The organism is Nocardioides sp. YJ-D4, assembly GCF_054031495.1.
This window is the reverse complement of sequence record NZ_CM132932.1, coordinates 5,736,018-5,751,034: the sequence shown is the minus strand read 5'-3', so window position 1 is coordinate 5,751,034 and position 15,017 is coordinate 5,736,018. Positions and strand designations below refer to the sequence as shown.

13 protein-coding genes are annotated in these 15,017 nt (G+C 70.1%); 1 reads left to right on the top strand and 12 read right to left on the bottom strand.

The features are described from left to right. Positions 1-41: 41 nt before the first annotated feature. From ACW14X_RS27475 to ACW14X_RS27420, 12 genes are all read right to left on the bottom strand, one after another. Positions 42-2,111: a primosomal protein N' gene (locus ACW14X_RS27475; RefSeq protein ID WP_457163968.1), complete on the bottom strand. Its 2,070-nt coding sequence runs from the start codon at positions 2,109-2,111 to the stop codon at positions 42-44. A 176-nt stretch (positions 2,112-2,287) separates the two neighbouring features. Next, positions 2,288-3,487 carry a methionine adenosyltransferase gene (gene metK, locus ACW14X_RS27470; protein WP_160022986.1) on the bottom strand — a complete coding sequence of 400 codons (1,200 nt, stop codon included), beginning with the start codon at positions 3,485-3,487 and terminating at the stop codon, positions 2,288-2,290. A gap of 129 nt (positions 3,488-3,616) precedes the next feature. Continuing rightward, positions 3,617-4,828, bottom strand: coding sequence for a bifunctional phosphopantothenoylcysteine decarboxylase/phosphopantothenate--cysteine ligase CoaBC (gene coaBC, locus ACW14X_RS27465; RefSeq protein WP_350715061.1), 1,212 nt, complete (start codon positions 4,826-4,828; stop codon positions 3,617-3,619). A gap of 70 nt (positions 4,829-4,898) precedes the next feature. Next, positions 4,899-5,225 carry a DNA-directed RNA polymerase subunit omega gene (rpoZ, locus tag ACW14X_RS27460; protein WP_160022984.1) on the bottom strand — a complete coding sequence of 109 codons (327 nt, stop codon included), beginning with the start codon at positions 5,223-5,225 and terminating at the stop codon, positions 4,899-4,901. Between the two features lie 7 nt (positions 5,226-5,232). Further along, complete coding sequence (gene gmk / locus ACW14X_RS27455) at positions 5,233-5,868, bottom strand: guanylate kinase (RefSeq protein WP_350715059.1); 636 nt, start codon at positions 5,866-5,868, stop codon at positions 5,233-5,235. After that, positions 5,865-6,185, bottom strand: a complete 321-nt coding sequence (gene mihF / locus ACW14X_RS27450; protein WP_168381123.1) for an integration host factor, actinobacterial type — start codon at positions 6,183-6,185, stop codon at positions 5,865-5,867. Before mihF ends, gmk begins: the two co-directional genes overlap by 4 nt. A 164-nt stretch (positions 6,186-6,349) precedes the next feature. After that, positions 6,350-6,799 carry a hypothetical protein gene (locus ACW14X_RS27445; protein WP_457163967.1) on the bottom strand — a complete coding sequence of 150 codons (450 nt, stop codon included), beginning with the start codon at positions 6,797-6,799 and terminating at the stop codon, positions 6,350-6,352. A gap of 12 nt (positions 6,800-6,811) precedes the next feature. After that, a complete protein-coding gene (gene pyrF / locus ACW14X_RS27440; protein WP_160022980.1) occupies positions 6,812-7,639 on the bottom strand; it encodes an orotidine-5'-phosphate decarboxylase in 828 nt (275 codons plus the stop codon). Beyond that, positions 7,639-8,676, bottom strand: coding sequence for a quinone-dependent dihydroorotate dehydrogenase (locus ACW14X_RS27435; RefSeq protein WP_457163966.1), 1,038 nt, complete (start codon positions 8,674-8,676; stop codon positions 7,639-7,641). Before ACW14X_RS27435 ends, pyrF begins: the two co-directional genes overlap by 1 nt. Next, on the bottom strand, positions 8,673-12,008 hold the full coding sequence (carB, locus tag ACW14X_RS27430; protein ID WP_160022976.1) for a carbamoyl-phosphate synthase large subunit: 3,336 nt from the start codon (positions 12,006-12,008) through the stop codon (positions 8,673-8,675). The genes ACW14X_RS27435 and carB overlap by 4 nt, the downstream gene beginning before the upstream one ends. Before the next feature lie 3 nt (positions 12,009-12,011). Then, the gene (gene carA / locus ACW14X_RS27425; protein ID WP_457163965.1) at positions 12,012-13,148 is read right to left on the bottom strand and encodes a glutamine-hydrolyzing carbamoyl-phosphate synthase small subunit; all 1,137 of its coding nucleotides are present in this window, start codon (positions 13,146-13,148) and stop codon (positions 12,012-12,014) included. 156 nt (positions 13,149-13,304) lie between these two features. Continuing rightward, positions 13,305-14,282: an AIM24 family protein gene (locus ACW14X_RS27420; protein ID WP_160022972.1), complete on the bottom strand. Its 978-nt coding sequence runs from the start codon at positions 14,280-14,282 to the stop codon at positions 13,305-13,307. A gap of 109 nt (positions 14,283-14,391) precedes the next feature. Here ACW14X_RS27420 and ACW14X_RS27415 point away from each other — a divergent pair, with 109 nt between their 5' ends. Then, positions 14,392-14,925 carry an endonuclease V gene (locus tag ACW14X_RS27415; RefSeq protein WP_457163964.1) on the top strand — a complete coding sequence of 178 codons (534 nt, stop codon included), beginning with the start codon at positions 14,392-14,394 and terminating at the stop codon, positions 14,923-14,925. The last annotated feature ends 92 nt before the right edge of the window (positions 14,926-15,017 follow it).

The window sequence follows — 15,017 nt, the reverse complement described above, 5'->3', positions numbered from 1 at the left end:
GTCGAGCGTGTCGGGACCACTTTACGCGGCAGGGCGCTCGCTCAGAGCGTCGGCGGATCCACCTGGACCCGCACCGGGTCGAGCTTGCGCGCCGAGCGCACTCGCTGCAGCTCTCCGAGCGCCTCGGTGAGCCTCACTCCGAGGGATCTCGGCACGCGTACGACGGCTCGCAGCCGGGGCTCACCGGTCGACGTGGGCTCGGCGGGCACCGGTCCGAGCACCTCCGCGCCCGGCGGCAGCGCCAGCAGGGTGAGCGCGTCATCGAGCGCTCCGGGAGTGCCGGTGATGGTGGCCAGCCGCGACGCCGGCGGGAGGTGGGCCTCCTGCCGGGCGGCCGCCTCGCGCTGGGCGAACCCGGGCTGGTCCCAGCGCACCAGCGCCTGCAGCACCGACAGCGCCGGGTCACCAACGACCAGCACCCGCCCACCGGGACGCACCAGTCCGGCGGCGTTGCTCCAGCGGCGCAGCGCCTCCTCGTCCGTACGCAGATCCGGCCGCCCCAGCAGCAGCCAGGTGTCGAGCAGCAGCACCGCGGCATAGCCGCCCTCGGCGACCGGCTCGGCGCCGATGGTCGCGACCACGATCGCCGGGGTGCCCGGCACCGTCTGCTTGACCGCCCCCGCCGAGGAGGTCACCACCCGCACCCCGGCGAAGGAGCGACCCATCTCCTCGGCCGTACGCGCCTCACCGATGATCGGCGCCCGCAGCCCGAACCCGCCGCAGGCTCCGCACGCCCAGGCCGCCTCGACGTGACCGCACCAGCCGCACGTCGGCGGCGCGGCCGGTCCGCCGAGCTGCAGCGGCCCCTGGCAGGCCGAGCACCTGGCCGGCGTACGGCACCGGTCGCAGGCCAGCGAGGCCGCATATCCGCGCCGCGGCGTCTGCAGCAGGACGGGTCCGGTGGTCAGGGCCGCCCGGATGATCTCGTGGGCCTCGCGAGGCACCCGGGAGGCCCGGGTGAGCGGGTCCTTCTCGAGGTCGAAGTCGGTGTCGCCGGTGATCTCGATGCTCACCCGCTCGCGGGCCAGCGCCCGGGTGGGCCGGATCTCCTGCGCCCAGCCGGTCTCGGCCAGGAACCCAGCCTCCACCGTCCGCGCGAAGCCACCCACCAGGGCGGCCGCCTGCTCCTGCTCCGCCCGCAGGAGCAGCACGTCACGCGCGTGCGGGTAGGGCGAGCGCTGCTCGGCGAGCAGGTCGTCGCCGTCGTCCCAGACGACCACCAGCCCGAGGTCGTGCACCGGCGCGAAGGCGGCCGCGCGGGTGCCGATCGCCACCTTCACCGCGCCCCGGGCGACCCGCAGGAACTCCCGGTAGCGCGAGGCCGGCCCGGCGTCGGCGGCCAGCACGGCATGCTGCCCCTCCCCCAGCACCTTCGTCATCGCGGTGTCGAGGCGGGCGAGGTCCTTCCAGTCCGGCACCACGACCAGCGCGCCGCGTCCGGAGGCCAGCGTCGTCGCGGTGGCATGAGCGATCAGGTCGGCATGGTCGGTGCCTGCCGCGGCGTGCCACACCGCGCGCGGCGCCCCGCCGGAGGCCAGATGTCGTAGGAAGGCGGCCGCCGGCTCGTGACCCGCCCACGCCGCTGCTGCGGCGGCGGCGTCGAAGGGCCGCCCGGCCGGGGCGACCGCCGAGGGCTCCTTCTCGGTCGAGGCGTGCCGGGGCGGAATCGCCAGTCGGAGCACGTCGGCCCGGGCACCGGCATAGCGCCGGGCGACCGATTCGCTCAGCGCCGCCACCTGCGGCGTGAGCACCGGCTCGGAGCTGACGACCCGCTTGAGCGGCTGCAGGTTCGCATGCTCGGAGGCTTCGGCCCGCTCCACGACGAACCCGTCGACGTCCTTGGGACCGAACCGCACCTTGACCCGGACCCCGGGCTGGGCCTCCTCGGCCATCGAGGCCGGGACCGCATAGTCGAAGGGCCGGTCCAGGTGTGCCATCGGCAGGTCGACCAGGACCTTGGCGACCGGATCGACCTCGGCGATCGACGCCTCGGCGGCCTTCCGTGCCCGCGTCGCCGCGGCCTTCGCCCGGCCCTCCTTGACCCGGTCGCGAACCAGCCCGGGCAGCTCCAGCTCCGCTGCCCCGGCTGCCTCCTGCGGTCCCCGGCTCACAGGGGTCATTTCTACCAGCAGCCGCCGACAACCCAACGGCGCCGACCCCGCAAACGCCACCGGCGCCCGTCTGTGGTGGGACGGGCGCCGGACTTCTCTGGCTTTTCCTGCACTTCTCAGGTGTTGCAATGCCTGAGAAGTGCAGGAATACCCGGTTAACCGGGTATTCCTACCGCTCAGGCGCCGGCAGCAGCCTTGAGGGCGTCGGCGCGGTCGGTGCGCTCCCAGGTGAACTCGGGGAGCTCGCGGCCGAAGTGACCGTACGCGGCGGTCTTGGCGTAGATCGGGCGGAGCAGGTCGAGGTCGCGCAGGATCGCGGCCGGGCGGAGGTCGAAGACCTCCAGGACGGCCTTCTGGATGTTGGCCTCGGGCACGGTGTGGGTGCCGAAGGTCTCCACGAAGACGCCGACGGGCTGGGCCTTGCCGATGGCGTAGGCGACCTGGACCTCGGCGCGACGGGCCAGGCCCGCGGCGACGATGTTCTTGGCCACCCAGCGCATGGCGTACGCAGCCGACCGGTCGACCTTCGACGGGTCCTTGCCCGAGAAGGCGCCGCCGCCGTGGCGGGCCATGCCGCCGTAGGTGTCGACGATGATCTTGCGGCCGGTCAGGCCGGCGTCACCCATCGGGCCACCGACGACGAAGCGGCCGGTCGGGTTGATGTGGAGCTTGTAGCCGTCGAAGGGAACCGACGACTTGAACTGCTCGAGCACCGGCTCGATGACGTACTTCTTGATGTCGGCGTGCAGCTGCTCCTGGGTGGTCTCCTCCGAGTGCTGCGTCGAGAGGACGACGGTGTCCACGCGCACGGCGCGGCCCTCGTCGTCGTACTCGATGGTGACCTGGGTCTTGCCGTCGGGACGCAGGTAGTCCAGCGTGCCGTCCTTGCGGACCGCGGTCAGCTTCTCGGCCAGCGTCTGCGCCATCTTGATGGGCAGCGGGAACAGCTCGGGCGTGTCGTCGCAGGCGTAGCCGAACATCAGGCCCTGGTCGCCGGCACCCTGCAGGTCGAGCTCGTCGACCGAGCTCTCCAGGCGGTGCTCCTCGGCGGTGTCCACGCCCTGGGCGATGTCCTGGCTCTGGGCGCCGATGGCGACCTGGACGCCGCAGGAGTGGCCGTCGAAGCCCTTGAGGGAGGAGTCGTAGCCGATGTCCAGGATCTTCTGGCGCACGAGCTGGGCGACCGGCGCGTAGGCGTCGGTGGTCACCTCGCCGGCGACGACGACCAGGCCGGTGGTGAGCAGGGTCTCGACAGCCACCCGGCTCTTGGGGTCGTGCTCGAGCAGGTAGTCGAGCACGGTGTCGCTGATCTGGTCGGCGATCTTGTCCGGGTGCCCCTCGGTCACCGACTCCGACGTGAAGAGACGTCCGGTCACGTGTAGCTCCGTTTCAAAGGTTCGTGTGGTTTGAACAGGTAGGCAAACGTCAATCGTTCTGGTCGACAAACATAGACCCCGAACCCCAGGACCGCAGGGGTGGTCCTCATCGTGGCGCGTGGCGTGTCGTCAGTTTGTACGTTGTTCATCCAGGCGTAAGGAGATCTGGTCCCAGATCACCTCTGCGAGGGCGGATTTCGCCCCTTCCTGCACGTCGACGTGGCCTCCGTCGGCGCCCAGGATGACTGCCTTGTTGACCTCGCTGCCGAAGACCGCGCCGCCGCTGACGTCGTTGACGACGAGCAGGTCGCAGCCCTTCCGCTTCAGCTTGGCCGTGGCGAGCTCGAGCACCGAGCCGGTCGCGTCGCCCGTCTCGGCCGCGAATCCCACGACGACCTGACCGGGCTTGGTCCGGTGGTGGGAGATCTCGGCCAGGATGTCGGGGTTCTGCATCAGCTCGATCGTCGGCGCCGACCCGTCGGCGGCCTTCTTGATCTTGGCCTCGCTCACCCCGGTCGGCCGGAAGTCGGCCGGGGCGGCGGCCATGACGACCGCGTCCGCACCGGTGGCCGCGGAGACCACGGCGTCGCGCAGCTCGGCGGTGGTGCCGACACGTACGACCTTCAGGCCTGCCGGGTCGGGCAGGGTCACGTTGGCGGCGACCAGGGTCACCTCGGCACCTCGCGCGGCCGCGGCCCGGGCGATGGCGTAGCCCTGGAGCCCCGACGAGCGGTTGCCGAGGAAGCGGACCGGGTCCAGGTACTCCCGGGTGCCGCCGGCCGAGACGACGACGCGACGACCGACGAGGTCGGCACGCCCGCCATGGGCGAGGACGGCACGGGAGAGCTCGAAGATCTCGGCCGGCTCGGGCAGGCGGCCCTTGCCGGTGTCCTTGCCGGTCAGCCGGCCCTCGGCGGGCTCGATGACGATGTTGCCGCGCTCGCGCAGGGTGGCGACGTTGGCCTGGGTCGCCGGGTGCTCCCACATCTCGGTGTGCATCGCCGGGGCGAACACGACCGGACAGCGCGCGGTGAGCAGTACGTTGCTGAGCAGATCGTCCGCGAGACCGTGGGCCGCGCGGGCGAGCGTGTTGGCGGTCGCGGGCGCGACCACGACGAGGTCCGCCTGCTGCCCGATGCGTACGTGCGGGACCTCGGTGATGTTCTCGAAGACGCCGGTGGCGATCTCCTTGCCCGACAGCGCCGCCCAGGTGGGGGCGCCGACGAACTCGAGGGCGGCGGCCGTGGGGACCACGGTCACGTCATGGCCGGACTCGGTGAACCGGCGTAGCAGCTCGGCCGCCTTGTAGGCGGCGATGCCGCCGGCGACCCCTAAGACCACGCGCGGCCGCTCCCCCTCGAGGGGAGCGGCCGAAGTGGTGCTGTTGGTGGACAGCGGAGGACCTGGACGATCAGGCGTCGCCGGCAGGCGCCTCGGCAGCGGCAGCCTGAGCCGCAGCCTGGGCGGCCAGCTCGGCCGGGTCGATGTCCTCGCAGGTCAGCAGGTCCTCGTTGATCTCGCGCAGCGCGATCGAGAGGGGCTTCTCCTGAACGTGGGTGTCGACCAGCGGGCCGACGTACTCGAGGAGGCCTTCGCCGAGCTGGGAGTAGTAGGCGTTGATCTGGCGAGCCCGCTGGGCGCTGTAGAGAACCAGCTTGTACTTGCTGTCGGTCTTCGTCAGCAGGTCGTCGATCGAGGGGTTGGTCACGCCCTGGGCGTCGATCTGAGGGGCAGCCACGTGAGCCTCACTTGTCGGCTTGGTCGGATTTCTTGCTCGGAAGCCCGAGCGTCATCAAGGTTACCAACTCATCGGCTGCCTGATGAACTTCGTGGTTCACGATCGTCACGTCGAACTCCTTCTCCGCCGCCAGTTCGACCCGCGCGGTCTCCAGGCGGCGCTCCCGCTCGGCCTCGGTCTCGGTGCCTCGACCGACCAGCCGGCGGACGAGCTCTTCCCAGCTCGGCGGGGCCAGGAAGACGAAGATCGCCTCGGGCATGGTCTCGCGCACGAGCCGGGCGCCCTGCAGGTCGATCTCGAGCATCGCCGGGCGTCCCTCGGCCAGCGCCTTGTCGACGGGACCGCGAGGGGTGCCGTAGCGGGCCATGTTGTGGACCGTGGCCCACTCCAGCAGCTCGCCACCGGCGATCATGGCGTCGAACTCCTCGTCGGAGACGAACAGGTAGTGCACACCGTGGACCTCGCCAGCACGTGGCTTGCGGGTCGTCGCCGAGACGGACAAGAAGACCTCGGGGTGGTCGTCGCGCACCGCCGCGGAGACGGTGCCCTTGCCGACCGCGGTCGGACCGGCCAGGACGACCAGTCGCTTCTCGTGGCCATCGCCGGCACCGGCCGGGGTCTTCTCGTCCGTCATCAGACTCATCGGCGAGCGAACTCCTCGACCAGCGCGGCCACCTGCTTGGGGCCGAGGCCCTGCACACGGCGGCTCATCGCGATGCCGAGACGCTCCATCATCTGGGTTGCCCGCACCTCACCGAGGCCGGGGTGGGAGGTCAGCAGGTCGATGACCTTCATCTTGCCGACGACCTCGTTCTTCTTCCCTTCCTCGATGACCTCGAGGACGGACATGCCGCCAGTGCGGACCTTGTTCTTGACAGCAGCCCTCTCCTGGCGCGAGGCCGCGGCTTTGACGAGCGCGGCAGCGCGCTGTTCAGGGGTGATGTCCGGAGGCAGAGCCACGAAGACTCCCTTTCACGATCAAATGTGTAGTCGACAGGGCAACCGGGTCGCGCGGTACAGGGATCGTGCCCCCCGGCTGAGCGCTGAAAGTAAGCGCTCGCGCCAATCTAGCCATTACGTTGCCGGGGCGGCAATCGGGGTCGCCTAACTGGTGTCCATTCGGTTCACAGGGTCAAGGACGTGTGACAGACGTCCCGGGCCTGCTGCTGGACGCGTACGGACGCCTCCTGCGTCTCCGTGCTGCTCACCTTCGTGGCCGCGTCGGCGATCTTCTTCGCCTCGGCGTCGCTGACGCCCTCGGGCGGCTCACCGTTCTCGAAGTCGTCGGCCGAGACGCCGGCGTCCTCCAGAGCCGCGCTGAGCCCCGAGATCGCCCCCGTCAGCGTCTTCCAGTCCTTCGCGATGTCGTCGGGCGCATTGCGCTCGAGGTCCTCGAAGATCGGCAGGGCGGCGATCAGCCCGCCAGTGCCGTCCTCGCCCAGGGTGTTCGTCAGCTGCTCCTGGTGGCCCCTGAGGGACTCGCAGTAGTCGTCGATCGGATCACCGCACGAGCTCAGGCCCGTGGCGAGGATCGGCAGGACGAGGAGCTGGGCGGCCATCCGGAGACTGGTCATGGCGCCAGTGTCTCAGCCGAGCTCGTCTCGCAGCCTCAGGGCCTCGTCGCGCAGCGCGGCCACGTCCGGACCCTTGCGCAGCAGTCCACGGCTCGTGCTGGCGACCACGTTGGCGTTGGCGGCACCGAAGATCCGGGCGAGGTCGCCCGGGGTGCCGCCCTGCTCACCGAAGCCCGGCGCCAGGATCGGGCCGTTGAACCCGAAGTCGTACGCCACGCCCGCACCGTCCGCGCCGTCGATCGTCGCACCCACGACCGCGCCGAAGGAGCCCAGCGGGGTCTCGGCGTCGTTCAGCCGGCGCAGGTGGTCGAGCATGACCCGGCCGACGCTGCGGCCGTCCTCGACCGTCGCGTGCTGCACCTCGGGGCCCTCCTTGTTGGAGGTCAGGGCGAGCACGAAGAGCCCGGCGTCGAACTTGGTGGCCGTCTCGACGAACGGGGTCAGCGAGCCGAAGCCCAGATAGGGGCTCACGGTCACCGCGTCGCTGCCGAGCGGGCTCGCGGGATCGAGGTAGGCGTCGGCGTACGCCTGGCTGGTGGAGCCGATGTCGCCGCGCTTGATGTCGAGGAGCACCAGCGCGCCGGCCGCCTTCGACTCGGCGATGACCCGCTCCAGCACCGCGACGCCACGCGAGCCGAAACGCTCGTAGAAGGCGCTCTGCGGCTTGACGACCGGGACGTATGGGGCCAGGCCCTCGACCGCGGTCAGAGCGAACCTCTCCAGGCCGGCGAGGTCGTCGTTGAGGCCCCAGTCGAGGAGCAGCGAGGCGTGCGGGTCGATCCCGGCACAGAGCCGCCCCCGCTCGGCGAGAGCAGCGACGTAGCGGGCACCGAAGCTCATCAGCGGACTCCGTTCGCGATCCGGCGGGCGTAGCCGGGACCTTCGTAGATGAACCCGGTGTAGCCCTGGAGCAGGTCGGCACCCGCGGCGAGACGCTCGCGGGCGTCCTCGACGGTGGCGATGCCACCCACACCGACCAGCGTCATCTCGGGGCTGACCCGGCTGCGGAGGAGCCGCAGGACGTCGAGCGCGCGCGCCTTGAGCGGGGCGCCGGAGAGTCCGCCGGCACCGGCCGCGGTGATCTCGGCGGGCGCCGAGGCGAGGTGCTCGCGGCCGATGGTGGTGTTGGTCGCGATGATCCCGTCCAGGCCGATCGCGCTGGCCAGGTCGGCGACCTCGACGACGTCGGAGTCGGCCAGGTCGGGGGCGATCTTGACCAGCAGCGGGACTCGGTGCTTGGTGACCTGGTCGGCGATGGAACGGACATGCTCCAGCAGCGGCTGCAGCTTCTCGACCGACTGCAGGCTGCGCAGGCCGGGCGTGTTGGGCGAGGAGACGTTGACCACCAGGTAGTCGGCGTAGGGAGCCAGCAGCCGGGCCGACTTGGCGTAGTCGGCCTCGACGGCCGACTGGTCGTCCTCGGACACGAGCTTGGTCTTGCCGATGTTGATGCCGAGGATCGGCCCGCCGGCGGCCGTGCCACGGCGCTCCAGACGGCTCGCCAGCCGAGCGGCGACCGCCTCGGCGCCGTCGTTGTTGAAGCCCATCCGGTTGATCACGGCGCGGTCGGCGGGCAGCCGGAAGAGGCGCGGTGCCGGGTTGCCCGGCTGCCCCTCCCCCGTGACCGTGCCGATCTCCACGTGCCCGAAGCCGAGCCCGCCCAGCGCGTCGATCCCGACCGCGTTCTTGTCGAAGCCCGCGGCCAGGCCGATCGCGTTCGGGAAGGTGAGCCCCATCGCGTGCACCGGGGATCCCGGCGTACGTGTCCTGGACAGCGCCGGGCCGGCCGCGCGGATCGCGGCGAACGCCTGCTGGTGGGCACGCTCCGGATCCGTCTTCGTCAGCACCTTGTCGAACAGGGTCCGGTAGGCCTTCACTTCGACGACACCCCGCCGTCGTGGTGGCCGACGACGTCGCGCCACTCCTGCAGGCTGCGTACGTCGATCTCACCGCGCCGCAGCGCCTCGATGCCCTGCACGGCGGCGCCGAGGCCCTGGACCGTGGTGATGCAGGCGATGTTGGCCATCACCGCGGCGGTGCGGATCTCGTAGCCGTCCATCCGGGCGGACTTGGCGTTGGAGGTGCCGTTGGGCGTGTTGATGACCAGGTCGACCTCGCCGTCGAGGATCCGCTGGACGGTGGTCTTCTCGCCATCGGGCCCGGTGCCCTCGGAGTGCTTGCGCATCAGCCGCGAGGGCACACCGTTGCGGCGCAGCACCTCGGCGGTGCCCTCGGTCGCGAAGATCTCGAAGCCGTGGTCGGCAAGCACCTTGATCGGGAAGATCATGGTGCGCTTGTCGCGGTTGGCCATCGAGACGAAGATGCGGCCCTGGGTCGGCAGCGGACCGAACGCACCGGCCTGGCTCTTGGCGAAGGCGCGACCGAAGTCGGAGTCGAGCCCCATGACCTCGCCGGTCGACTTCATCTCCGGGCCGAGCACGGTGTCGACCTGCTGACCCTCCGGGGTGCGGAACCGGTTGAACGGCATGACCGCTTCCTTGACCGCGATCGGCTGGTTCGGCGGCAGTGCCCCGCCGTCGCCGGTCGCCGGGAGCACGCCGGCCGTACGCAGGTCCGCGATCGACTCGCCGAGCATCACCCGCGCCGCGGCCTTGGCCAGCGGGGTCGCGGTCGCCTTGGAGACGAACGGGACGGTGCGGGAGGCGCGCGGGTTGGCCTCGATGACGTAGAGCACGTCGGAGCCGAGCGCGTACTGGATGTTGAGCAGGCCGCGTACGCCGACGCCTTCGGCGATCGCCAGGGTGGCCACGCGGATGCGCTCGACCTCGGCGGCGCCGAGGGTGATCGGCGGCAGCGCGCAGGAGGAGTCACCGGAGTGGATCCCGGCCTCCTCGATGTGCTCCATGACGCCGCCCAGGAACAGCTCGGTGCCGTCGTAGAGGGCGTCGACGTCGATCTCGACCGCGTCGTCGACGAACTTGTCGACCATCACCGGCTTGTCCGGGGTGACCTCGGTCGCGGCCTCGATGTAGGAGCGCAGCGCCTCGTCGTCGTAGACGATCTGCATGCCGCGGCCGCCGAGGACGTAGGAGGGACGCACCAGGACCGGGTAGCCGATCTCCGCGGCGATCTCGCGGGCCTCGTTGAACGTGGTGGCCATACCGTGCTTCGGCGCGACCAGACCGGCCTTGTGGAGCACCCGGCCGAAGGCACCGCGCTCCTCGGCGAGGTGGATGGCCTCCGGGCTGGTGCCGACGATCGGCACGCCGTTGTCCTTGAGCGCCTGCGCGAGACCCAGCGGGGTCTGGCCACCGAGCTGGCAGATGACCCCGACCACCGGTCCGGCCTGCTGCTCGGCGTGGACGATCTCGAGCACGTCCTCCAGGGTGAGCGGCTCGAAGTAGAGCCGGTCGGAGGTGTCGTAGTCGGTGCTCACCGTCTCGGGGTTGCAGTTGACCATCACGGTCTCGTAGCCGGCCTCGCTCAGTGCGAGGGAGGCGTGCACGCAGGAGTAGTCGAACTCGATCCCCTGCCCGATCCGGTTGGGTCCGGAGCCGAGGATGATCACGGCTTCCTTCTCCCGGGGCGCGACCTCGGTCTCCTCGTCGTAGGAGGAGTAGTGGTAGGGCGTACGCGCCTCGAACTCGGCCGCACAGGTGTCGACCGTCTTGTAGACCGGGCGGATGTTCAGCGCGTGGCGTACGCCTCGGACCACGTCGGCCGTCATGCCGCGCATCTTGCCGAGCTGGTAGTCGGAGAAGCCGTGGCGCTTGGCGTAGCGGAGCACGTCGGCGGTCAGCTCGGGTGCCGCGATGATCTCCTGGGCGATCTCGTTGATCAGGAAGAGCTGGTCGACGAACCAGGGGTCGATCCTGGTGCTCTCGAAGATCTCCTCCGGCGTCGCGCCGGAGCGGATCGCGTCCATGACCCGCTTGAGCCGGCCGTCGGTGGGGACCTTGATCTCCTCCAGCAGCGCGGGCTTGTCGAGCTCGACGACCTCCTGGGTCCAGTCGAAGACCGCCTCGGGCTTCTCCAGGCTGCGCAGCGCCTTCTGCAGGGCCTCGGTGAAGTTGCGGCCGATCGCCATCGCCTCGCCCACGCTCTTCATGTGGGTGGTCAGGGTCGTGTCGGCGCCCGGGAACTTCTCGAAGGCGAAGCGCGGGACCTTGACCACGACGTAGTCGAGGGTCGGCTCGAACGAGGCGGCGGTGGAGCCGTTCGGCCCGGCGGTGATGTCGTTCTCGATCTCGTCGAGGGTGTAGCCGATCGCGACCTTCGCGGCGATCTTGGCGATCGGGTAGCCGGTCGCCTTGGAGGCCAGCGCCGAGGACCGCGAGACGCGGGGGTTCATCTCGATGACGATGATCCGGCCGTCGGCCGGGTTGACGGCGTACTGGATGTTGCAGCCGCCGGTGTCCACGCCGACGGCGCGGATGATGCCGATCGCCAGGTCGCGCAGCTTCTGGTACTCGCGGTCGGTCAGCGTCAGCGCCGGGGCGACGGTGATCGAGTCGCCGGTGTGCACGCCCATCGGGTCGAGGTTCTCGATCGAGCAGACGATGACCGAGTTGTCCTTGCGGTCGCGCATGACCTCGAGCTCGTACTCCTTCCAGCCGAGGATGGACTCCTCCAGGAGCACCTCGGTGGTGGGGCTGGCCGCGAGGCCGGCGCCACCCAGGCGCCGCAGCTCGGTCTCGTTGTACGCGAAGCCAGAGCCCGAGCCACCCATGGTGAAGCTCGGCCGGATGACCACGGGGTAGCCGAGCTCCTCGGCGCCCGCGAGCAGGTCGTCGATGCTGTGGCAGATGACCGACTTGGCGCTCTCGCCGCCGAGCTCGGCGACGATCTTCTTGAACTCCTCACGGTTCTCACCGCGCTGGATGGCATCGATGCTCGCGCCGATCAGCTCGACGTCGTACTTCTCCAGGATCCCGCGCTCGTCCAGCGCCACCGCGCAGTTGAGGGCGGTCTGGCCGCCGAGGGTGGCCAGGAGCGCGTCGGGGCGCTCCTTGGCGATGACCTTCTCGACGAACTCCGGGGTGATCGGCTCGACGTAGGTCGCGTCGGCGAACTCCGGGTCGGTCATGATCGTGGCCGGGTTGGAGTTGACCAGGACGACACGGATCCCCTCCTCGCGCAGCACGCGACAGGCCTGGGTGCCGGAGTAGTCGAACTCGCAGGCCTGGCCGATGACGATCGGCCCGGAGCCGATCACGAGCACGGACTTGATGTCCTCGCGCTTGGGCATCGCTCAGACCTCCTTCGCCATGAGAGAGATGAACCGGTCGAAGAGGTAGGCGGCATCGTGCGGGCCGGCCGCTGCCTCCGGGTGGTACTGGACGGAGAAGCCCTTGAGCTTCCCGGTCTCGGCGTCCTTGAGCTCGAGGCCCTCGACGCAGTCGTCGTTGAGGTTGACGTGGGAGACGGTCGCGATGCCGTATTCGGTCTTCGTCTCCTCACCGATCGGCGCGTCGACGGCGAAGCCGTGGTTGTGGGCGGTCACCTCGACCTTGCGGGTGGTGAGGTCCATGACCGGCTGGTTGATCCCGCGGTGACCGTACTTCAGCTTGTACGTCCCGAAACCGAGCGCGCGGCCGAAGAGCTGGTTGCCGAAGCAGATCCCGAAGTAGGGGATGTTCTCGGCCAGCGCCGCCTTGAGCAGCTCGACCTGGCCGGTGGTCGCGGCGGGGTCGCCGGGGCCGTTGGAGTAGAAGAGCCCGTCCGGCTTGGTGGCGAGGACGTCCTCGAGGGACGCGGTCGCCGGGAGGACGTGGACCTCGATGCCGCGCTCGGCCATCCGCTCCGGGGTCATCTCCTTGATGCCCAGGTCGAGGGCCGCGACGGTGAACCGCTTCTCGCCCTTGGCGGGGACGACGTACGCCTCGGTGGTGCTGACCGCGTCGGAGAGGTTCGCACCGCTCATCTCGGCGGAGGCGAGCACCTTCTCGAGCAGGACCTCGGGGTCGGTCTCGATCGTCGAGATCCCGACGCGCATCGCGCCGCGCTCACGCAGGTGGCGGGTCAGGGCGCGGGTGTCGATGCCCGCGATGCCCACGACGGACTGGTCGCGGAGCTCGTCGTCGAGGGTGCGCTGGGCGCGCCAGTTGGAGGGGACCCGGGCTGGGTCGCGTACGACGTATCCGGCCACCCAGATCCGACGGGACTCTGGGTCCTCGTCGTTCACGCCGGTGTTGCCGACGTGCGGGGCGGTCATCACGACCACCTGCTGGTGGTAGCTCGGGTCGGTCAGCGTCTCCTGGTAGCCCGTCATACCGGTGGAGAAGACCGCCTCGCCGAAGGTCTCACCCTCGGCACCGAACGACTCCCCCCGGAACGATCGACCATCCTCGAGTACGAGGAGTGCTTCTTTGTGGGCATGCAGCGGCACGCCGTACCTCCTTCTCCGCCTCACGGGACGGTGCTTAAAGGATGTCGGTCAACTTGCTGGTGACAGTATCAAGCAGATGCCGGTTGACGGCAGTTGGCGTCCGCCGCGTACGCCAGCACTGTGACGTACGCGGCATTCGGCCAGCTGTGGTCGGGCTCAGTTGTGCGAGTGGGGCGGCACGACCCCGCCCTCGGACGGCTGGACGATGACGAAGCCGGCGCCATGGAAGGCGACCTGGAACGCCTCGCCGCTGCCCCGGCCGATGAGCGCACCGGCGGTGAACGACTTCTGCAGGCTGGTCTGGAGGCCGAGCGACCAGCCGACGACCGCGTTGGTGTCGGTGAAGGTGGGCGCCTCGCCTGCGTTGAGGACCACCGGGTCGCCCTCGGTGGTGACCGCGACCCAGCCGGAGCCGCGCAGGGTCGTGTTGAAGAGGCCGCCGGTGAGCATCCCGGCACCCTGGACCCGCTCGATGTTCCACTGCAGGCTGTTGGAGAAGGCGAGCACGTGGTCGCCGTTGATCGAGATGCCCGAGTTGTTCAGGTGGAGGATGTGGACCTCCTTGGCCGCGTCGGCCAGGAAGACGTCGCCCTGACCCTCGACACCCATCAGGCTGAGGCCCTCACCGGTGACGGCCTTCTTGAGGAACTTCCCCACGCCGCCGCCCTGGTACTTGAACTGCACGTTGCCCTGATAGGCCACCATCGAGCCCTGGCGCGCCTGGAACGGCTCCCCGACGCGCACGCGCAGGAGCTTCTTGTTCTGCAGCACCGCTCCGCTGCCCTCGATCTCGGCGAAACGGCCGTCGATCAGGTCGCCCGAGATCCCGGCGAACGGGTCGCCCGTGGGCTGGGGTTGCGCGGCCTGCTGCCCGTACTGGGCGCCCTGCTGGCCGTACTGGGCGGACGCGGCCTGGGCCGGCTGCGCCTGGGCGCTCTCGCCGTACGCGGCCTGCACCGCCTGCGCCGACCCGACCTGCGTCGGCGCCTCCTGCTCCACAGTGGCCTGAGGCGGCGTCAGGGGCGCCGTCGACTGCTGCCCGCCCGTGGAAACGTGCTCCGTCCACTGGCTCCCGTCGTAGTAGCGAAGCTCGGCCTGTCCGGTCGGGTCCGGGTACCACGCTGCGTCCGTCATCTCTAACCCTTGCGTTCACGGACCCACATCGGTCCTTCTCGACTCCATCCTGGCATGTGCTTGATGCGCGACTCACCGGTGTTCCACTCGGTCGCCCTATTCTGTGACCGTGACGACCAGGTTCGGGGCGACCGACGTCCATTACCCACCATCCGGTGGGGGGCATGCCGCCCTGGTGGTGAGTGACGAACCCGAGTTCGGCGCGATCATCGAGGAACGTACGGCTTGGCTCGGTACCGTCGCCGATTACGCCCCTGGCAGGTTCTACGAGCGAGAGCTGCCCGCCCTGACGGCTCTCCTCGCCGACGCCGACCCGCTCGACGTACTCGTCGTCGACGGCTACGTCGACCTCGACCCGACAGGACGGCCCGGCCTGGGGTGGCATGTCTGGGACGCGGGGCTCGCGCCGGCGGTCATCGGAGTCGCCAAGACCAGCTTCCGCGCCGCCACCCACGCCGAGCCCGTCCTCCGCGGAACCTCGACAAGGCCGCTGTACGTCACGGCTGTCGGAATGCCGCTGGCAGACGCCGCTCACCTGGTCCGCACCATGGCCGGCTCCGCCCGCCAACCTGATGCGCTGCGAGTCGTCGACCGCCGCGCCCGGGCCGCGCCTCCTGTCCCCGCCGACGAACAGATGATCTAATCAAGGCAACTCAGGCGATAACTCCGAAGTACCGGGCCAGCCAGGTCTGCGAGAAGGGGCCGCCAGTCGCGAGGGTAAGTAATAGCGCCACA

Excerpts from the sequence above, each read along its gene's own strand:
- gmk (WP_350715059.1), bottom strand. The coding sequence starts at position 5,868 with ATGAGTCTGATGACGGACGAGAAGACCCCGGCCGGTGCCGGCGATGGC.
- carB (WP_160022976.1), bottom strand. The coding sequence starts at position 12,008 with ATGCCCAAGCGCGAGGACATCAAGTCCGTGCTCGTGATCGGCTCCGGG.
- ACW14X_RS27420 (WP_160022972.1), bottom strand. The coding sequence starts at position 14,282 with ATGACGGACGCAGCGTGGTACCCGGACCCGACCGGACAGGCCGAGCTT.
- ACW14X_RS27445 (WP_457163967.1), bottom strand. The coding sequence starts at position 6,799 with ATGACCAGTCTCCGGATGGCCGCCCAGCTCCTCGTCCTGCCGATCCTC.
- pyrF (WP_160022980.1), bottom strand. The coding sequence starts at position 7,639 with ATGAGCTTCGGTGCCCGCTACGTCGCTGCTCTCGCCGAGCGGGGGCGG.